This is a genomic window from Streptomyces resistomycificus (assembly GCF_001514265.1).
GTDB lineage: Bacteria > Actinomycetota > Actinomycetes > Streptomycetales > Streptomycetaceae > Streptomyces > Streptomyces resistomycificus.
The window spans coordinates 282,964-302,580 of sequence record NZ_KQ948995.1 but is presented as its reverse complement, the minus strand read 5'-3'; the positions used below and the strand labels follow the sequence as shown (position 1 = coordinate 302,580).

Annotated in this window: 16 protein-coding genes; 11 read left to right on the top strand and 5 right to left on the bottom strand. The window is 70.9% G+C overall.

The genetic code is table 11. The annotated features are described in order from the left end of the window. The first annotated feature begins 40 nt into the window (after positions 1–40). From AQJ84_RS25895 to AQJ84_RS25870, 6 genes are all read left to right on the top strand, one after another. Entirely contained in the window at positions 41–2,902 is a 2,862-nt protein-coding gene (locus AQJ84_RS25895) for a DEAD/DEAH box helicase (protein ID WP_030038392.1), read from the top strand. A 611-nt stretch (positions 2,903–3,513) separates the two neighbouring features. After that, on the top strand, positions 3,514–5,100 hold the full coding sequence (locus AQJ84_RS25890) for a sensor histidine kinase (protein WP_198536390.1): 1,587 nt from the start codon (positions 3,514–3,516) through the stop codon (positions 5,098–5,100). Further along, on the top strand, positions 5,097–5,504 hold the full coding sequence (locus AQJ84_RS25885; protein WP_030038393.1) for a roadblock/LC7 domain-containing protein: 408 nt from the start codon (positions 5,097–5,099) through the stop codon (positions 5,502–5,504). Before AQJ84_RS25890 ends, AQJ84_RS25885 begins: the two co-directional genes overlap by 4 nt. Then, complete coding sequence (locus AQJ84_RS25880) at positions 5,501–5,917, top strand: DUF742 domain-containing protein (RefSeq protein ID WP_030038394.1); 417 nt, start codon at positions 5,501–5,503, stop codon at positions 5,915–5,917. Before AQJ84_RS25885 ends, AQJ84_RS25880 begins: the two co-directional genes overlap by 4 nt. Beyond that, positions 5,898–6,518, top strand: coding sequence for a GTP-binding protein (locus AQJ84_RS25875; protein WP_030038395.1), 621 nt, complete (start codon positions 5,898–5,900; stop codon positions 6,516–6,518). Before AQJ84_RS25880 ends, AQJ84_RS25875 begins: the two co-directional genes overlap by 20 nt. A 73-nt stretch (positions 6,519–6,591) precedes the next feature. Then, a complete protein-coding gene (locus AQJ84_RS25870) occupies positions 6,592–8,076 on the top strand; it encodes a cytochrome P450 (protein ID WP_053192754.1) in 1,485 nt (494 codons plus the stop codon). Here the strand turns inward: AQJ84_RS25870 and AQJ84_RS25865 are convergent. The 3 genes from AQJ84_RS25865 to AQJ84_RS25855 all read right to left on the bottom strand — a co-directional run bounded on the left by AQJ84_RS25865 (position 8,070) and on the right by AQJ84_RS25855 (position 10,939). Beyond that, entirely contained in the window at positions 8,070–9,020 is a 951-nt protein-coding gene (locus AQJ84_RS25865; protein ID WP_030038398.1) for an RluA family pseudouridine synthase, read from the bottom strand. The two genes, AQJ84_RS25870 and AQJ84_RS25865, sit on opposite strands and share 7 nt — an antisense overlap. Before the next feature lie 21 nt (positions 9,021–9,041). Next, positions 9,042–9,887: a siderophore-interacting protein gene (locus AQJ84_RS25860; RefSeq protein WP_030038399.1), complete on the bottom strand. Its 846-nt coding sequence runs from the start codon at positions 9,885–9,887 to the stop codon at positions 9,042–9,044. Between the two features lie 122 nt (positions 9,888–10,009). Continuing rightward, the gene (locus AQJ84_RS25855) at positions 10,010–10,939 is read right to left on the bottom strand and encodes a 5'-3' exonuclease (RefSeq protein ID WP_225877140.1); all 930 of its coding nucleotides are present in this window, start codon (positions 10,937–10,939) and stop codon (positions 10,010–10,012) included. Between the two features lie 194 nt (positions 10,940–11,133). Between AQJ84_RS25855 and AQJ84_RS25850 the strand changes: the two genes are divergently transcribed. The 4 genes from AQJ84_RS25850 (at position 11,134) to AQJ84_RS25835 (ending at position 16,516) form a co-directional block, all read left to right on the top strand. Continuing rightward, entirely contained in the window at positions 11,134–12,234 is a 1,101-nt protein-coding gene (locus AQJ84_RS25850; RefSeq protein WP_053192752.1) for a quaternary amine ABC transporter ATP-binding protein, read from the top strand. After that, positions 12,227–14,842 (top strand): ABC transporter permease/substrate binding protein, encoded by a 2,616-nt coding sequence (locus AQJ84_RS25845; RefSeq protein WP_030038402.1) that lies wholly within the window; start codon positions 12,227–12,229, stop codon positions 14,840–14,842. The genes AQJ84_RS25850 and AQJ84_RS25845 overlap by 8 nt, the downstream gene beginning before the upstream one ends. A 391-nt stretch (positions 14,843–15,233) precedes the next feature. After that, positions 15,234–15,806 carry a helix-turn-helix domain-containing protein gene (locus AQJ84_RS25840; RefSeq protein WP_030038403.1) on the top strand — a complete coding sequence of 191 codons (573 nt, stop codon included), beginning with the start codon at positions 15,234–15,236 and terminating at the stop codon, positions 15,804–15,806. Further along, the gene (locus AQJ84_RS25835; RefSeq protein WP_030038404.1) at positions 15,803–16,516 is read left to right on the top strand and encodes a helical backbone metal receptor; all 714 of its coding nucleotides are present in this window, start codon (positions 15,803–15,805) and stop codon (positions 16,514–16,516) included. Before AQJ84_RS25840 ends, AQJ84_RS25835 begins: the two co-directional genes overlap by 4 nt. Here the strand turns inward: AQJ84_RS25835 and AQJ84_RS25830 are convergent. After that, positions 16,428–17,600 carry a TDT family transporter gene (locus AQJ84_RS25830; protein ID WP_053192750.1) on the bottom strand — a complete coding sequence of 391 codons (1,173 nt, stop codon included), beginning with the start codon at positions 17,598–17,600 and terminating at the stop codon, positions 16,428–16,430. The two genes, AQJ84_RS25835 and AQJ84_RS25830, sit on opposite strands and share 89 nt — an antisense overlap. A gap of 70 nt (positions 17,601–17,670) precedes the next feature. Here AQJ84_RS25830 and AQJ84_RS25825 point away from each other — a divergent pair, with 70 nt between their 5' ends. Continuing rightward, entirely contained in the window at positions 17,671–18,606 is a 936-nt protein-coding gene (locus AQJ84_RS25825; RefSeq protein ID WP_030038408.1) for a LysR family transcriptional regulator, read from the top strand. Between the two features lie 285 nt (positions 18,607–18,891). Here AQJ84_RS25825 and AQJ84_RS25820 read toward each other — a convergent pair whose 3' ends face one another. Next, entirely contained in the window at positions 18,892–19,587 is a 696-nt protein-coding gene (locus tag AQJ84_RS25820) for a gamma-glutamyl-gamma-aminobutyrate hydrolase family protein (RefSeq protein WP_030038409.1), read from the bottom strand. Positions 19,588–19,617 lie beyond the last annotated feature (30 nt).

Genomic DNA, 19,617 nt, shown 5'->3' with positions numbered 1-19,617 from the left:
GCTGCGGGGATTCGATGTTTATCGGAATCGGATCCGGATAATGATCGTCCTGTTGTCAGTGGGGCCCGGTAGTCTCGAAAGCACGATGACAGAGGACCTCTCACCGGCCGAGCGGTACTCGGCAGCACGTAGGCGCGCTGCCGAGCAGGCCACCGCGCTCGCCACCTTCCGCGAGATGTACGACTTCGGCCTCGACCCCTTCCAGATCGAGTCCTGTCAGGCGCTCGAGGCGGGCAAGGGCGTCCTGGTCGCCGCGCCCACCGGCTCCGGCAAGACGATCGTCGGCGAGTTCGCCGTCCATCTCGCCCTCCAGCAGGGCAAGAAGTGCTTCTACACGACACCCATCAAGGCGCTGTCGAACCAGAAGTACGCTGACCTGTGCCGCCGTTACGGCGCGGACAAGGTCGGGCTGCTCACCGGCGACAACAGCGTCAACTCCGACGCCCCGGTGGTCGTGATGACCACCGAGGTGCTGCGGAACATGCTGTACGCGGGCTCGCAGACCCTCCTCGGTCTCGGGTACGTGGTCATGGACGAGGTGCACTACCTCTCCGACCGCTTCCGTGGCGCCGTATGGGAAGAGGTGATCATCCATCTTCCCGAGTCCGTCACCCTGGTCTCGCTCTCGGCGACCGTGTCGAACGCCGAGGAGTTCGGCGACTGGCTCGACACCGTCCGAGGCGACACCGAGGTGATCGTCTCCGAGCACCGGCCCGTCCCGTTGTTCCAGCACGTGCTGGCCGGGCGCCGGATGTACGACCTGTTCGAGGAGGGCGAGGGCCACAAGAAGGCCGTCAACCCCGACCTCACGCGGCTGGCCCGCATGGAGGCGCAGCGTCCGTCGTACCAGGACCGCAGGCGTGGCCGTGCCATGCGCGAGGCCGACCGTGAGCGTGAGCGCCGTCAGCGCTCCCGCGTCTGGACGCCGAGCCGGCCCGAGGTCATCGAACGCCTCGACGCCGAGGGCCTGTTGCCCGCCATCACCTTCATCTTCAGCCGCGCCGCCTGCGAGGCCGCCGTCCAGCAGTGCCTGCACGCGGGCCTGCGGCTCAACGACGACGAGGCGCGGGAGAAGGTGCGTGCCCTGGTGGAGGAGCGCACCGCGTCCATCCCGACGGAGGACCTGCACGTCCTCGGGTACTACGAGTGGCTGGAGGGCCTCGAGCGCGGCATCGCGGCCCATCACGCGGGCATGCTGCCGACGTTCAAGGAAGTCGTCGAGGAGCTCTTCGTGCGCGGCCTGGTGAAGGCCGTGTTCGCCACCGAGACGCTCGCCCTGGGCATCAACATGCCCGCGAGGTCGGTGGTGCTGGAGAAGCTCGTCAAGTGGAACGGCGAGCAGCACGCCGACATCACGCCGGGCGAGTACACCCAGCTGACGGGGCGTGCGGGGCGGCGGGGCATCGACGTCGAGGGCCACGCGGTGGTGCTGTGGCAGCGGGGCACGAGTCCCGACCATCTCGCGGGGCTCGCCGGCACGCGTACGTATCCGCTGCGGTCCAGCTTCAAGCCGTCGTACAACATGGCGGTCAACCTCGTCGAGCAGTTCGGGCGGCACCGCTCGCGCGAGCTCCTCGAGACGTCCTTCGCGCAGTTCCAGGCCGACAAGTCGGTCGTCGGGATCTCGCGCCAAGTGCAGCGCAACGAGGAGGGGCTGGACGGCTACAAGGCCTCCATGACCTGCCATCTCGGCGACTTCGAGGACTACGCGCGGCTGCGCCGCGAGCTCAAGGACCGTGAGACCGAGCTGGCCCGGCAGGGTGCCAGCGAGCGGCGTGCCGAGGCCGCCGTCGCGCTGGAGAAGCTCAAGCCGGGCGACGTCATCCACGTCCCCACCGGCAAGTACGCCGGTCTGGCGCTGGTGTTGGACCCGGGCCTTCCGGCCGGACGGTCGAACGGGCACCGCGGGTTCGAGCAGCACGACGGGCCGCGGCCACTGGTGCTGACCGCCGAACGGCAGGTCAAGCGGCTTGCGTCGATGGACTTCCCGGTGCCGGTCGAGGCGTTGGAGCGGATGCGGATTCCCAAGTCCTTCAACCCGCGGTCGCCGCAGTCCCGTCGGGATCTGGCGTCGGCGCTGCGTACCAAGGCCGGGCACATTCCGCCGGAGCGGGCGCGCAAGAAGCGGTCCCAGGCCGCCGACGACCGGGAGATCGCGCGGCTGCGCACGGCGATCCGGGCGCATCCGTGCCACGGGTGCAACGACCGTGAGGATCATGCGCGTTGGGCCGAGCGGTACCACCGGCTGCTGCGGGACACCTCGCAGTTGGAGCGGCGTATCGAGGGCCGGACCAACACGATCGCGCGGACGTTCGACCGGATCGTGGCGTTGCTGACCGAGCTGGACTATCTGCGCGGTGACGAGGTCACCGAGCACGGGAAGCGGCTCGCGCGGCTGTACGGCGAGCTGGACCTGCTGGCGAGCGAATGCCTGCGGGCGGGAGTGTGGGAAGGGCTCAGCCCCGCCGAACTGGCCGCCTGCGTCTCGGCGTTGGTGTACGAGTCCCGGGTGGCCGACGACGCGATGGCACCCAAGGTGCCGTCGGGCAAGGCGAAGGCCGCGCTGGGCGAGATGGTGCGGATCTGGGGGCGGCTGGACGCCCTCGAGGAGGATTTCCGGATCACGCAGACCGAAGGCGTGGGGCAGCGTGAGCCCGACCTGGGGTTTGCCTGGGCCGCGTACATGTGGGCCTCCGGGAAGGGGCTCGACGAGGTGCTGCGCGAGGCGGAGATGCCGGCGGGGGACTTCGTGCGGTGGTGCAAGCAGGTCATCGATGTCCTGGGGCAGATCTCGGCGGCGGCTCCTGTCTCCGGTGGGGAGGGCTCTACTGTCGCCAAGAACGCTCGCAAGGCTGTGGGGGAGCTGCTGCGGGGTGTGGTGGCTTACTCGTCCGTGGGCTGAGCCTTGCGCGGTTGAGCCACGGTGTCGCGGCTCGGCTGTCGCCTCTGGGGTGAGCTGCGTTGTGGGGGTGCCTGTGGCGGCCCGCGGGTGTGGAAAGGGGTGCGCGTAGCGCCCTGGGTTCGGGGGTGGGCTGGGGCCGTGTCGGGGGTCTCCGTCCTCGGAACGTCGCGGAATCGGTCTGCCATCGAGGTGCCCGTGTTGACGCGACAGCCGCTGCGGGCGGACACCCTCGACACGGCCCCTTGCCGCCGTGCGCGGGTTCCGCTCCGTGGCGGCGTCGCGCGCGACTTCGTCAAGATCGCCTCTGTGGCGGGGGCACTTCACTCGTCACGGTGAGTGTTTTCGCATGTCTGTACGCCGTTACTCAGCGTGTGTGAATGAAATCGCTGCGTGTAAATGGGGTTGAGCGTACTCCTCTCGTTGCTGCCGTTTCAGGCGCTTGCTGAATATGACACGGCGATGATCCGGTCGGACTAAGCTCGCCCGCAGCGCACCGAGTTGAGATGTATTCGGGCGCTTGTTCCCAAAAATACCGAAGATCCCGACAGATCCATGACAAACCCCCCTGCAAGCTCCCCCGATCCCCAGCCGATTTGTTTCAGAGGGCCCACATGGTGAGTGTTCAATCTCCTCCAGGTCGCCGTGAACTTCCGTACGCGCGCGTGCTGTTGCTGCCGGCCATACTGATGGCCGCGGTGACCGGGGCCGCCGTCGCCGTGGTGACGGAGCCGGCCCGGGTGGCCGTCGGCTTGTGCGGAGCCGTCGCCACGTTGCTGGTGATCGCGACGGCGGCCGAAGCGACGCGGCGGCGCCGCGAAGTACGAGACCTGCGCACGGACCACGTCCGTCACACCGCGTATCTGGAGCGGCGGATCGCCGCCCACGACGAGGAGATGACCCGCCTCGCCCAGGAGATCGCGCCGGCCGCGCTCGACCGGCTGCGTCGCGGAAATACCCCCGGAGAGGTGATTCGCGACCTCGGCGACATGGACCCCGCCTGGCGTCACCTCCCCGACGCGCAAGTGTCGTTGATCATGACGGTGCTCAAGATCGTCGACCAGGAAGAGATCCTGCGCGACTCCACGCAGCGCTCCTTCGTCAACATCGCCCGCCGCGTCCAGGCGATCGTCCACCAGCAGGCCAGTGAACTCCGCGAGATGGAGGAGGACCACGGCCGCAACCCCGAGGTCTTCGACGACCTGCTGCGCATCGACCACGGCACCGCGCTGATCGGCCGGCTCGCCGACTCCATCTCCGTCCTCGGCGGCGGTCGGCCCGGCCGCCAGTGGCCCGAGCCGGTCGCGCTCTACAGCGTGCTGCGCGGCGCCATGTCCCGCATCCTGGAGTACGGGCGCATCGACCTGTCGTCGATCGCCAAGGTCAACGTCAAGGGCACCGCCGTCGAGCCCGTCATCCACGCCGCGGCCGAACTCCTCGACAACGCCACCCGCTACTCCCCGCCGCAGACCAAGGTGCACGTCACCGCCACCGAGGTGCAGACCGGCGTCGCCATCGAGATCGAGGACGCCGGCGTCAGCCTCAGCGAGGAGACCCGCGCCCGGGTCGAGGGCATGCTGGAGCGTGCCAAGGCGGGCGTCGACTTCCAGGACCTCGGCGAGTCGCCGCGCCTGGGTCTCGCCGTCGTCGGCCGGCTCTGCAAGACGTACGACATGCAGGTGTCGCTGCGCGCCTCCGCGTACGGCGGCGTCCGCGCCATCCTCGTGGTGCCCAGCGACATGCTCACCTCCGAGCCCGGCGTCGGGCTCGCCCACGGCATCGGCGCGACCGCCGTGCCGCAGGCCGAACTCGGTGCCCTCCCGGGCCCCAAGCGCACGATCAAGAAGCGCCGCCCCACCAGCCCGAAGTTCATCGCCGCGCTCTCCACGGAGGACGACGTCCCCGAGGTCACCGAGTGGACGGCCAACGGACTCCCGCAGCGGCGCAGCCGGGTCAAGACCTCGCTCACTCAGCGGTACGCCGAACAGGCGGCCATCGAGCAGGCGGAGCGGGAGGGGCGGCCGACCATCTGGTCGACCTCCCAGCCCGAACCCGAGCCCGAGCCCGAGAAGGCGCCCGAACCGCCGCCCGGCCTGTGGGTCCAGGCGTTCATGGACGGACTCAAGCGCCCGAGCCGTACCACCCAGCCGACCAACGAACCGGCCCATGTCGAGGCCGACGACGAGGGGAACCTCAAGTGATCCAGCAGCGAGGCAACTTCGACTGGATGCTCCAGGACCTCGCCAAAGGCGTCCCCGGCATCCAGATGATCGTGGTGCTCTCCGCCGACGGCCTGCGCATCGCCCGACACGGCGACGACCCGGACGCCGCCGACCGCGTCGCCGCGGCTTGCGCGGGTCTGCAGAGTCTGGCGACCGCCGTCGCCCAGGAGATCCCGGGCAGCGACGGCGAGATGAAGATGGTCCTCATCGAGATCAACGGGGGTTACTTCTACCTGATGGCCGCCGGACCCAACGCCTATCTCGCGGTGCTCTCCGACGTGCGCGCCGAACCCGGCTTCATGAGCTCCCGCATGAGTGACCTGGTCATCCGGATCGGCGAGCACCTCACCAGCAGGCCCAGGCGCAACGGCCAGACCGTATGACTGCTCCGCGACGCCAGAGGCGCTTCCCCCAGCAAGAACACGTGCCGGAGCCTCCGCAGGAGGAACAGCAGCCCCCGGAAGGGCAGAAGAAGAACCCCGAGCGGCTGTACGTGATCACGGGTCCGGACGGCGTCGAGCGCGTCGAACTCGACCTGGTCACCTTAATCGTGGCGCACGCCGACCCACCGCCCTCCGCCTCGCCCGAGCAGGCGGCGCTGCTCCGGCTGTGCACGGCACCCCTGTCCGTGGCCGAGCTGTCGGCCTACCTCAGTCTGCCGTTCAGCGTGGTGACGGTCCTGCTCACCGAGCTGCTGACGGCCGAACAGGTGACGGCGCGCGCCCCGATCATCCGCCAGGCGCTGGCCGACCGTTCCCTCCTCGAAGCGGTGATGCATGGACTTCAAAAGCTCTGACACCATCCCGGGTCCACGGACCGAGGACCAACTCCCGCACACCGCCCAGGCCGCGGTCAAGATCGTCATCGTCGGCGGCTTCGGCGTCGGCAAGACGACCATGGTCGGCTCGGTCAGCGAGATCAAACCGCTGACCACCGAGGAGACCATGACGCAGGCCGGCGTCGGCGTCGACGACAACTACGGGTCCGACACCAAGACGGCCACCACCGTGGCCATGGACTTCGGCCGTATCAGCATCACCGACCAACTGGTCCTGTACCTCTTCGGCACTCCCGGCCAGGAACGCTTCTGGTTCCTGTGGAACGGCCTCTTCGAGGGCGCGCTCGGTGCGGTCGTGCTGATCGACACCCGCCGCCTGGAGGTCAGCTTCGACGTGATGGGACGCCTGGAGGAGCGCGGCGTCCCGTTCGTCGTCGCCGTGAACTCCTTCCCGGACGCGCCTCATTACCCCGTCGAGGAACTGCGTACCGCGCTCGACCTGAGCGAGGACATCCCCATCATCGAGTGCGACGCACGCCGCCGCGCCTCCAGCCGGGACACGCTGATGACCCTCATGCGGTTCCTGCACTCCCTCGCGATGACGGGCGCGCTGCGGTGACCTCCCGCCCGCTCGTCCCCGCGGACCACTGCCCGCCAGACACAGACACCGGATCCACTTCGGAGCGACCACTGTGACGCCTGAATCCCACTCCCTGACGGGTGCGGACCCCTCCCTCGCCCCGCCGCCCGGCTGCCCCGCCCACGGCCGCGGACCCGGCGGACTGCACCGGCTCTACGGTCCCGAGGCGGAGGACCTCGGCTCCGTGTACGAGCAACTCCGGGAGGAGCACGGCCCGGTGGCGCCGGTGCTCCTCCACGACGACGTCCCGATGTGGGTGGTGCTCGGCCACACCGAGAACCTCCACATGGTGCGTACGCCCTCGCAGTTCTGCCGGGACAGCCGCATCTGGACCCCGCTCCAGGAGGGCATGGTCAAGCCCGACCACCCGCTCATGCCGCACATCGCCTGGCAGCCCATCGCCTCGCACGCCGAGGGCGACGAGCACCTGAGGCTGCGTGGCGCGGTCACCGGGGCCATGTCGACCATCGACCACCGTGGTGTCCGCCGCCACATCAACCGCCACACCCAGCGGCTCGTCAACCGCTTCTGCGAGGAGGGCACGGCCGACCTCGTCAGCGAGTTCGCCGAGCACCTGCCGATGGCCGTGATGTGCGAGATCCTCGGCATGCCCGACGAGTACAGCGACCGCCTGGTGCTGGCGGCCCGCGACGCGCTCAAGGGCACCGAGACGGCGATCGCCAGCCACGGCTACGTCATGGACGCGCTGAGCCGGCTCACCGCCCGCCGCCGCGCCCGGCCCGAGGAGGACTTCACCAGCCATCTCATCACCCACCCGGCCCGGCTGACCGACGACGAGGTCAGGGAGCACCTGCGCCTCGTGCTCTTCGCGGCCTACGAGGCCACGGTCAACCTCCTGTCCAACGCGCTGCGCATGGTCATCACCGACCCGCGCTTCCGCGCCCAGCTCAGCGGCGGACAGATGACGGTGCCGGAGGCGGTCGAGCAGTCCCTGTGGGACGAGCCGCCGTTCAGCTCGGTCTTCGCCTACTTCGCCAAGCAGGACACGGAGTTGGGCGGCCAGCGCATCCGCAAGGGCGACGGACTGCTCCTCGGCATCGCGCCGGGCAACATCGACCCCCGGGTCCGGCCGGACCTGGCCGCCAACATGCAGGGCAACCGTTCCCACCTCGCCTTCGGCGGCGGGCCGCACGAGTGCCCCGGCCAGGACATCGGCCGTGCCATCGCCGACACCGGCGTCGACGCCCTGCTGATGCGCCTGCCGGACGTGGAACTCGACTGCGACGAGGAGGAGTTGAACTGGGCCGAGTCGATCTCCTCACGCCACCTGGTGGAGCTGCCGGTGAGGTTCGCGCCGAAGCCGCAGCAGGACGTGATGGCCAAGCCCGGCCATGCCGCGGTCCCGCAGCAGCGGTCCACCTGGCAGGTCGGCACCCACCCGGACCCCGCCCCCGTGACCGCACCCGAGCCCCAGCCGGCCCCGGCCCCGCCGCAGGCCCCGACGGTGCAGACGCCCCAGCCGGCCCGCCCCATGGGCGCCTGGCGGCGCTTCGTGCGCTGGTGGCGCGGTTACTGACCTGCCCACGCGTCGTACGAGGACCACGCCTCGAGCGTCCTCGGACTGCGGAACCGGTGGGCGGCCCCCGTGACCGGATCGGTGAACTCCAGGCTCCGCGCCAGCAGTTGGAGCGGGCGCCGGAAGTCACCGGCCGGTACGGGGTCGGCCACCACCGGGTAGAGCGGGTCTCCGAGGATGGGCACCCCGAGGGCGTTCATATGGACCCGCAGCTGGTGGGTCTGCCCGGTGGCGGGCGTCAGCCGGTAGCGGCCCAGGCCGTTCTCGCCCCGCTCGGACAGCTCAACCAGGCTCACCGCGTTCGGCTCGCCCTCGACCTCGTACGCGGCCAGCACCCCGCGTTCCTTCACGATCCGGCTGCGTACGGTACGGGGGAGCGCGAGCGAGGGAACGTACGGCGCCACGGCCTCGTACTCCTTGCGCACCAGCCGGTCGCCGAACAGCGACTGGTACGCGCCGCGCTCCTCGGGCCGTACGGTGAACAGCACCAGACCGGCGGTGATCCGGTCGAGCCGGTGTGCGGCGCCCAGCGTGGGGATGCCCAGTTCGCGGCGCAGCCGGGCCAGCGCGGTCTCGGTGACATGGCTGCCGCGCGGGGTGGTGGCCAGGAAGTGCGGCTTGTCGGCGACGACGATGTGCTCGTCGCGGTACACGACCTCGATCGGGAACGGCACCGGCACCTCGGGCGGCAGGTCGCGGTGGAACCAGACGAACATCCCCGGCACGTACGCCGCGTCGGGCGCCACCGCCTGTCCGTCCGCCCCGACGATCCGCCCCGCGTCGAACATCGCCTCGACGACACCGGCACCCGCTCCGGAGAGCCGCTGTGTCAGGTAATCGCGCACGGTGGCCCACGGACCCTCGACGGGCAGCCGCACCCGCACCGGGTCCACCCCTTCGCGTTGCGGGAGGGGGGAGGGCGGCACCCGGTGGTTGCGTGTCATCACCGGCAAGCGTATGCCGTACTAGGCGGCGGGTGCCGCGCCCTCCTGCTCCGCCTCGATGCGGGCGTTCCACTCCTGCTTCGACGCCTGCCAGCCGTCCTCGTTGTGGCCGAGCCGCCAGTAGCCGGAGATCGACAGGTCCTCGCGCGCGATGGAGCGCTCGACCCGCAGCAGATGGCGCAGTTGCTTCACGAAGTGCGCCTCGCCGTGGACGAAGGCGTGCACGCGGCCCTCCGGGAACCGAAGCGCCCGTACGGCCTCGGTGAGCGCCTCGCCGACGCGGCGGTCACCGCGGTGCAGCCAGACCACCTCCACGTCGGAGTCGATCTTCTGCTCCTCCTCCGGACCGGCGACCTCGATGAAGGCGTGCGCACGGGCGCCGTCGGGCAGCGACTCCAGGGAGCGGGCGATGGCGGGCAGCGCGCTCTCGTCACCGGCGAGCAGGTGCCAGTCGGCACCCGGGTCGGGCGCGTAGGCGCCGCCGGGGCCCATGAAGTGCACGGTTTCACCCGGTTGGGCGCGCAGGGCCCACGGTCCGGCCAGGCCCTCGTCGCCGTGGATCACGAAGTCCAGCGTCAGTTCCAGGTGCTGGGGATCCCAGTAGCGAACCGTGTAGGTACGGGTCACGGGCCACTGCGCGCGCGGGAAGTCCTCACGGATCCGCTGCACGTCGAAGGGCTCGGGATAGGTCACGCCCTGGGGCGGGAACAGGAGTTTCACGTAGTGGTCGGTGCAGGTGTCGGCAGTGAAGTCGGCCAGGCCCTCGCCGCCGAGCACCACGCGCTGCATGTGCGGGGTCAGCCGTTCGGTGCGGACGACCTGCGCCGAGCGGGACTTCCTCGGCTGTCGTCCCGGTCGTTCTGCCATGGCGGCCTCCCTGTTCCCTATGCTTAGGCTAACCTAAGTTAACATCTCCCCCCATTGAACACCCCCCACATGAGAGGTCTCTGAACCTCTCCCGGGGACTTCGGACCCCTCCGGCACATCTCCTACGCCCCGAGCGTCGCCAGCAGCCGATGCAGCGAACCGCCCAGTCCCCACCGCGCCGCCAGCTCGTCCAGCGCCACGGAGTCGCGCGGCACGCGCGGCAGGACCGTCTCGACGTCCGGCAGGGGAACGTCGTCCGCCACCTTCACCACCTTCGGCGCCACCGCCAGATACGGCCGTGACTCGTCGAGGCGCTTGCGCTGCGTCGGTGTGAGCTTCGCCCTCGGATCGTCGACCGCGGCGATGATGCCGGCCAGGTCACCGAACTCGGCAAGCAGCTTGGCCGCCGTCTTCTCGCCGACGCCGGGCACCCCCGGCAGGCCGTCGCTCGGGTCGCCGCGCAGCAGCGCGAGATCCGCGTACCCCCGGCCGTCGACCCCATACTTCTCGCGCAGCCAGGCCTCGTCCGTCAGTTGCAGGGTGCCCACGCCCTTGAGCGGGTACAGCACGCGCACCCCGCGCCCGTCGTCCACCAGCTGGTAGAGGTCCCGGTCGCCGGTGACGATGTCGACCGGACCCCTGGCCCGCGCGGTGAACGTCCCGATCACGTCGTCCGCCTCGTAGTGCGCCACGCCGACGCGGGCGATGCCGAGCGCGTCGAGCACGGCCTCGATGACGGGTACCTGCGGCGAGAGGGTGTCCGGCACCTCCTCCTCGTCGGGGCCCGCCTCGCGCTCCTCGGCGACGCGGTGCGCCTTGTAGGAGGGGATGAGATCGACCCGCCACTGAGGCCGCCAGTCGGCGTCCATGCAGGCCACCAGGTGGTCCGGGCGGTGGTCCTTGACCAGACGGTCGATGAATTCCAGCAGCCCGCGCACGGCGTTCACCGGCGTGCCGTCCGGGGCCTTCACGGACTCCGGCACCCCGAAGTAGGCGCGGAAGTAGAGCGAGGCGGTGTCGAGGAGCATCAGTCGTCCGGTCACGCCACGCATCATGCCGTACGCCACCGACAGAGACGTGTCGGCAACGCTGCGCGCGACCTGCGTGAACGTCCTGTGAAGTCGCCCACCTGCGCGTTTGGCCTCGAGGGGTCAGGGCAGGCGCCGCCTCGGAGCGACGCCGGTTGCACATTCAACTGCTCGTGGCCTCTCGTCTCCCCTTCCCGGTTGTCAGACGAGAGGTACACGTGTCATCCAGACTTGAGGCCGAAGCGCTTTACAAGGTGTTCGGCAGACGACCGGACGCGGCGGTCGAACGCCTCCGGCAGGGAGCCGACCGGGAGGAGCTGCGTGCCGACGGCGCCACGGCGGCGGTGATCGACGCCTCCTTCACCGTGGAACCGGGACAGATCTTCGTGGTGATGGGCCTGTCCGGGTCCGGCAAGTCCACCCTGCTGCGCATGCTCAACGGCCTCCTGGAGCCGACCGCGGGCAGCGTCCGCTTCGACGGCGACGACCTGACCGCACTGTCCGACCGGGACCTGCGGGTGGTCCGGGCCCGGAAGATCAGCATGGTCTTCCAGCACTTCGCGCTCTTCCCGCACCGCAGCGTGCTGGAGAACGCCGCCTACGGCCTGGCCGTCCAGGGGGTGCCCCGGCGCGAGCGCGAGGCCAGGGCCGCCGAGGCGCTCTCCCTGTGCGGTCTGGCCGGCTGGGAGAAGTCCTGGCCGGACGAGCTGTCCGGTGGCATGCAGCAGCGCGTGGGCCTGGCCCGCGCCCTCGCCACCGACGCCGACCTGCTCCTCATGGACGAGTCCTTCAGCGCCCTCGACCCGCTGATCCGCCGTGACATGCAGGACCAGCTCCTCCAGCTCCAGCAGACCCTGAAGAAGACGATCGTCTTCATCACCCACGACCTCAACGAGGCCATGCGCCTGGGCGACCGCATCGCCGTCATGCGCGACGGCCGCATCGTCCAGACCGGTACGGCCGAGGACATCCTCCTCCGCCCCGAGAACGACTACGTGGCCTCGTTCACCCAGGACGTCGACCGCTCCCGAGTCCTGACGGCCTCCGCCGTGATGGACGGCGACGTACGCGGAGACGAGGCCGACTGCGGCTGCGAGACGGCGGCGCCCGACACGCCGTTCGGTGAACTCTGCGCGATCAGCGCCCGCCTGACGCATCCGGTGGCCGTGCTCGACAAGAAGGGGAAACTCGTCGGCGTCGTACCGAGACAACGCCTCGTCGGGTTCCTGGGCGACGAGCAGAGCGCCCCCTCGGTCTGCGCGTCCCCGCGCGACAGGGGCGGCGACAAGGGCGGCGACAAGGTGGTGACCCGTGCCTAGGATTCCGCTCGGCGACTGGGTCAACAGCGCCGTCGACTGGCTGCTCGGCCACATGGCCTGGCTCTTCGACTTCCTCAAGGCCGTCTTCACCGGCACCTACGACGGCATCAACGCCGTCCTGCAGGCGCCCGAACCGCTGATCCTCGCGGGCATCTTCGCCGTGCTCGCCTTCTGGCTGCGCGGCACGCTCGCCGGTCTGCTCACCTTCGTGGGATTCGCCTTCGTCGACTCCCTCGAACTGTGGGAGGACGCGATGGTGACCCTGTCGCTCGTCCTCGTCGCCACGATCATCGCCCTGCTCATATCGGTGCCCGTCGGCATCTGGGCCGCCCGCTCGAACCGGGTCAGCGGCCTGGTGCGGCCGGTCCTGGACTTCATGCAGACACTGCCCGCGATGGTCTACCTCATCCCGGCGATCCTGTTCTTCGGCAGCGGCGCCTCCGCGGGCATCGTCGCCACCCTGATCTTCGCGCTCGCCCCCGGTGTGCGCATGACCGAGCTGGGCATCCGGCAGGTCGACAGGGAACTGGTCGAGGCAGCCGAGGCGTTCGGCACCTCACCCCGCGACACCCTGCTGCGCGTCCAGCTGCCGCTCGCCCTGCCCACCGTGATGGCCGGCGTCAACCAGGTCATCATGCTCGGCCTTTCCATGGCCGCGATCGCCGGCATGGTCGGCACCGGAGGTCTCGGCGGCCGCGTCAACGAGGCCATCGGCCAGCTCGACGTCGGCCTCGGCTCCGAGGCGGGCGTCGCCATCGTGATCCTCGCGATCTACCTCGACCGTATGACCGGCGCCCTGGGCACGCAGGTCTCCCCGCTGGGCCGCCGGGCCGCCGCCCGTGCGCGTGCCGCACAGGGCGTGAAGCTCTGGTCGTACCGGCCCCGCCCGCAGATCGCCGTGGTCGGCGTCGTCGCCCTCGCCCTGGTGGCGGGCGGCATGAACGTCTTCGGCGGGACCGGCGCCCCCGCCGCCGTCGCCGACGGCAACGACGTGGGCCAGGGCAAGAAGGTCAGCATCGGCTACATCCCCTGGGACGAGGGCGTGGCCTCCACCTACCTGTGGAAGGAGATCCTGGAGGAGCGTGGGTTCCAGGTGGACGCCAAGCAGTTCGACGCCGGCCCGCTCTACACCTCCCTCGCGCAGGGCACCGTCGACTTCCAGACCGACGCGTGGCTGCCCACCACACACGAGCAGTACTGGAAGAAGTACGGCGGCAAGCTCGACGACCTCGGCGCCTGGTACGGCCAGACCTCGCTGGAGCTGAGCGTCCCCTCGTACATGAAGGGCGTCGACTCCCTGGAGGACCTCAAGGGCAAGGCCGCCACCTTCGGCGGGAAGATCACCGGCATCGAGTCCAGCGCCGGAATGATGTCCCTGCTGAAGAGCAAGGTCCTCGGCGAGTACGGCCTCGACAAGGAGTACAAGGTCGTCGACAGCTCCACGCAGGCCATGCTGGCCGAGCTCAAGCGCGCCTACAGCAAGAAGGAACCGATCGTCGTCACGCTCTGGTCGCCGCACTGGGCGTACAGCGACTACGACCTGAAGAAGCTGAAGGACCCCAAGGGTGCCTGGGGCAAGGGCGACGGAGTGCACACCATCGCCCGCAAGGGTTTCGCCGACGAGAACCCGGTGGTCGGCGAGTGGCTGAAGAGGTTCCGGATGAGCGAGCAGCAGCTCACCGGCCTGGAAGCCGAGATCAACAAGGCGGGCAAGGGTGAGCAGCAGGACGCCGTGCGCGCCTGGCTGAAGAAGAACCCCGGCGTCGTCGACAAGCTGGCCCCGGTCCCCGGCGGCTCGGGCGCCACCGCCGCGGAGGCCGAGCGGCCCATCGACGTGGCCTGGTTCCCCTGGGACGAGGACATCGCGGTCACCTACCTCTGGAAGAACGTCCTCGAGCGGCGCGGCTACAAGCTGAACCTCAAGCAGATGGACGTCGGCCCGGTCTACACCGGACTCGCCTCCGGAGACCTCGATCTCAACTTCGACGCGTGGCTGCCGTACGCGCAGAAGAACTACTGGGACCGGAGCAAGGACAGACTCGCGGACCTGGGCACCTGGTACGAGCCGACCTCGCTGGAGATCGCCGTGCCGTCCTACGTCAAGAACGTCAAGTCCTACGAGGACCTCAAGGGCAAGGCCGACCTCTTCGACGGGAGGATCATCGGCATCGAGCCGGGCACCGGCGAGATGAACCTGCTCAAGACGAAGGTGCTGCCCGGCTACGGGCTGGACGACGAGTACGAGGTCGTCGACGGCTCCACCCCGGCGATGCTGGCCGAGCTCAAGCGGGCCTACGCCAAGAAGGAGCCCGTCGCGGTCGTCCTGTGGTCGCCGCACTGGGCGTACAGCCAGTACGACCTCACCAAGCTGAAGGACGACAAGAAGCTCTTCGGCGAGGGCAACACGATCCGGACGATCTCCAACGAGAAGTTCCCCGAGCAGTACCCGCGACTGACGAAGTGGATCAAGAACTTCAGGATGAGCGAGGACGAGCTCGGCAGCCTGGAGGCCGAGATCAACAAGCGGGGCCACGGCCACGAGGAGGCGGCGGTCGCCGCGTGGCTGAAGGAGCACCCGGACATGGTCGACCGGATGACACCGCGGTAGCCGCCGCACCGAAAGCCGCCTGAGGGGTGGGCCTTCCCACGCGACCTGACAGCGCGTGGCGGGGCCCGCCCCTCGGGCATGTCCGGGCCCCTTTCGTCCACGGGATGGATCCGGCCAATCACACAGCGCTACGCTGCTCTGGCCTCGACCGCGGCCCGGCCTGCTGGTCGGTCCCGGGGCACGCACGGCACACGTCTGCCCTCCGGGTCCCGGGAGGCCGATCCACTGGCGCGATCCGTGAGGTCCGTCGAGACCCGGTGTGACGTGGATGTGACAGGCGCATGAAACGGTTTGCCGAACATGCGTAGGGTGCAGAGACCCATCATGGGAAGTGTGCGGAACGCGTCGCGCACGGGAGGCGCACCCACGAGCGAAGGAGGGAGCCGGAGCGATGGGCGACCACAAAGAACAGCCCCTTCGGGTGGGCGCCGCCGTGCGGCGCCGGCGCCGGGCCCTCGATCTCACGCTCGCCGCCGTGGCCGAGCGCAGCGGCCTGTCGGTGCCCTTCCTGAGCCAGATCGAGAACGAACGTGCGCGGCCCAGCCGAAGCTCCCTGGAGAAGGTCGCCGACGCGCTGCGCACCACCGCCGTCGAACTCCTCGCCGCCGCCGACCCGGCGTGCAGTGTCGACGTGGTCCGCGCCGAGGAGACCGAGGATCCGCCGCTCGTACCGCGGACGCGTTCCCTGGTGCGCGGGCATCATCAGATGCATGCCTCGGAGTTCGTCGGCGACCATGACGCGGGCCGTGAGTTCCAGCACCGCAACGACCAGTTGATGTACGTCGCGGACGGCGCGGTGGAGATCGAGGCGGAGGGCCGCGCCTACCGGCTGGGCCGCGGCGACACGCTCTACCTCACCGGCGGCGTACGCCACCGCTGGCGGGCCACGGTGGCCGACACCCGCGTGGTCGTCGTCGCCGTGGCCGAGCACATCGAGGCGGTCCGGGACCGGCCGCGCCGGTGAGGGTCGTCTCGCTCGTCCCGTCCTTGACGGAGGCCGTGGCCGCGACCGGCACCCTGGTCGGCGCCACCGACTGGTGCACGCACCCGGCCGGCCTCGACGTCGCCCGCGTCGGCGGCACCAAGAACCCGAAGACCGACCGGATCGCCGCCCTCGCCCCCGACCTGGTCATCGCCAACGAGGAGGAGAACCGCGCCCCCGACCTGGCCGCTCTGCGCGAGGCGGGCCTCGAGGTGCTGGTGACCGAGGTGCGGGACGTGCCGCAGGCCTTCCGGGAGCTGGCGAGGGTGCTGGACGCGTGTGGGGAGCCCACCCGACCCCGCTGGCTGGACGAGGCCGAGCAGGCCTGGACGGTGCTACGGCCGCCCGAACGCCGGACGACAGCGGCCGTACCGGTCTGGCGGCGCCCGTGGATGGTGCTGGGCCGCGACACCTTCGCCGGTGACGTGCTGAGCCGTCTCGGCGTCGACCACCTCTACGCGGGCCACGCCGAGCGCTACCCGACGATCCCGGTGGAGGAACTGCGGGCCGCCGCCCCGGACGTCGTCGTGCTCCCCGACGAGCCCTACCGCTTCACGGCCAACGACGGCCCGGAGGCATTCCCGGGCCTGCCCTGCGCTCTGGTCAGCGGGCGGCACCTGACGTGGTACGGACCGTCGCTGGCCGAGGCGCCAAGGGTGCTGGGCGAGGCGCTGCGAGCAGCTCGCCGCTGAGCAGGCCCCGTGCCGTGAGCGCGGCGGCGGTGACCCAGGCGGCGACGAGCACGCCGTACAGGCCTACCGCGAGCCAGTCGTACACGAGCAGTCCGGTGTGCCGGGCCAGCGCCTCCGCACCGGTGACGCAGGTGCCCACCGGGAAGGTGAACGCCCACCAGGTCATCGCGAAGCCCATGCCGTGCCGGCGGGCGCGCAGCACGTGGGCGGTGGCGAGCCCGGACCACAGCAGGGCGAAGCCCATGACGGGAACGCCGTACAGGACCGCGAAGACGGCGAAGCCCTCGCTGTACGGCGCCGCCACGACCCCGGGCGCCACGTCCGCGAACGTGCCGACGGCGGTGGTGGACTGGCCGAGCGGACCCAGCACCAGGAACAGCGTCGGGGTGAGCGCGAGCGGCAGCGGACCGCCGGTGAGCAGCCGGGTGAAGATCACCGGCAGCATCGTCAGGGTCGCCAGCAGGCTCAGGCCGAACATCGCGAAGCACGCCAAGAGCAGGGTCTCCCGCGGCTGGCCGGGCGGCAGGTGCGGTACGAGCAGAGGCCCCAGCGCGGCGGACACCATGGGTGCGACCACGGGCAACAGCCAGACGGGCGTGGCCTGCCCGGGCTCCACCCGATGGCGTACGGCCATCAGGTACGGCACGGCGACGGCCGCGGCCAGTCCCAGGGCCGTGCCGGCCGTGAACAGCACGGCGTCCAGGACGACCGCGGCCTCGGTGCCGATCCAGGCCTGGCCGACCGTGAGGGCGCCGCCGCCGACCGCGAGCAGGGCCATGGCCAGGCAGCCGTAGAAGGGGGCCGTCGCCGGATCGAGGAGGTGGGCGCGGGCCTGGTCGCGGTGGTGGTGCCAGTGCAGGGCGCGGGCGCCCAGCAGGGCGAGGAGCAGTGCCAGGGAGAGGGCCCAGACGGCGAGGCGGAACGTGTGCAGGCCCGGGACCTGGGAGGGAAGGGTGGCGCCGGCGGTCGCGACGATGGCGGTGCCCATGACGGAGGCGTACCAGTTCGGTCCGAGGTGACGGACGGCGAGGGCGCGCCGGGGGTGTGCGGTCGCACGGGGGAGGGGCCGGGCTGCGGTGACCATGTGTCCACCGTCTCGCCGCGGGAGCGCTGCTACCAGGGAGTATGTCTCTATGAGGGCATAAGCTGCCTTTATGAGCGGCGATGGGGAACAGGAGAACTCCCGGTTCGAGGTGGGCGGCTCGCTGTCCCACCGGGTGCCGGATCTCGGGGCGCTGGAGCTGCTGCTGGCGGTGGCCCGGCTCGGGAGCCTGGGCGGGGCGGCGCGTGAGCTGGGCATCACCCAGCCGGCGGCCAGCAGCCGGGTCCGCTCGATGGAACGCCAGCTGGGGGTGGCGCTGGTGGACCGTTCGCCGCGCGGCTCCCGGCTCACCGACGCCGGGGCACTGGTCACCGACTGGGCGCGGCGCATCGTGGAGGCGGCGGCCGCCTTCGACGCCGGGGCGCAGGCGCTGCGGGACCGGCGGGACTCCCGGCTGCGGGTGGCGGCGAGCATGACGATCGCCGAGTACCTGCTGCCGGGCTGGCTGCTCGCACTGCGCGCCGGACGGCCGGACACCGCGGTGTCGCTGCTCGCGGGCAACTCGGCGGCGGTCGCGGAGCGGTTGCTGGCCGACGAGGCGGACCTGGGGTTCGTGGAGGGACTCAACGTTCCGACGGGTCTGGACTCCGTGGTCATCGCCCACGACCACCTGATAGTGGTGACGGCCCCCGGACATCCCTGGGCGCGGCGGCGCCGGGCGCTGGAGGCGTCGGAGCTGGCGACGACGCCGTTGATCCTGCGGGAGGAGGGCTCCGGGACCCGGCAGGTCCTGGATGCCGCGCTGGGGGGTCTGGCCCGCCCGCTGATCGAGCTGTCGTCCACCACGGCGGTGAAGGCGGCGGCGGTGAGCGGGGCGGGGCCGGCCGTGCTCAGCGAACTGGCCGTGGGGGAGGAGCTGGCGATGCGGAGGCTGGTGAGCGTGCCGGTGGAGGGAATCTCCCTGGCCCGCGACCTGCGGGCCGTATGGCCGACGGGGCACCGCCCGGTGGGACCGGCGCGGGACCTGCTGTCGCTGACCCGGGGGTAGACGGGCGGCGGTGACCCGGGGTGGGCGGGCGGCGGAGACCCGGGGTGGGCGGGCGACGGTGACCCGGGGTGGGCGGGCGACGGTGACCTGGCGGTAGACGGGGAAGGCTGGGCCGGGGGGTAGCCGGGCGGTGGTGACCCGGGGGTAGACGGGCAAGGTTGGGTCGGGGAGACGGGCGGCGGTGACTCGGGCGGGTGGCGGTGGGGCTTGGGTGGGAGGCCGGTGTGGGTTCCGGCGGGAGGCCGGTGACGCTCCGGTCAGGTAACCGCCGCGGGCCTGGCCGGCTCAGGCAGCCCGGCGATGCGCCGCCTCCACCAGTGCCCGCATCACGCGCAGGTCCTCGCCCATCTCCGGATGCCACTGCACGCCCATCACCCAATGAGAGCCGGGGAGTTCGACGGCCTCCACCGTGCCGTCCGCCGCGTGGGCCGACGGGACCAGGTCCGTGCCCAGCCGGTCCACGGCCTGGTGGTGGTAGGTGGGGACGGACGTCTCCTCGGGGACGACGTCGGCGTACGACGTGCCCGGCACGGGCTTCACGGGATGGTGGCCGAAGACGCCGGGCGTTTGCGCGTGGCCGTCGAGGTGCTGGACGAGCGTGCCGCCCAGGGCGACGTTCAGCAGCTGCATGCCCCGGCAGATGCCCAGCAGGGGCACCCCCGACGAGAGCGCCGCGTCGATCAGGGCGAGTTCCCAGGCGTCCCGGGCACGCGCGGGCGGCCCGGTGCGGGGGTCGGTCTCGGCGCCGTAGCGGACCGGCTCGACGTCCGGGCCGCCGGCGATCACCAGGCCGTCGAGGCGGGCGACGGTCGCGGCGGCGTGTTCCGGGGCGTCCGGCGGGAGCATCGCGGCCAACCCGCCCGCACGCTGGACGAGCCGGTGGTACCCGGCGGGCAGCAGCGCGGCCTCCAGCTCCCAGACGCGCCAGCGCACCTCCGCCTCCAGATACGTACTGACCCCGATCAGCGGCCTGACCGCCATGTGTCCCTCCGGTCCTTCAATGGATTGCCG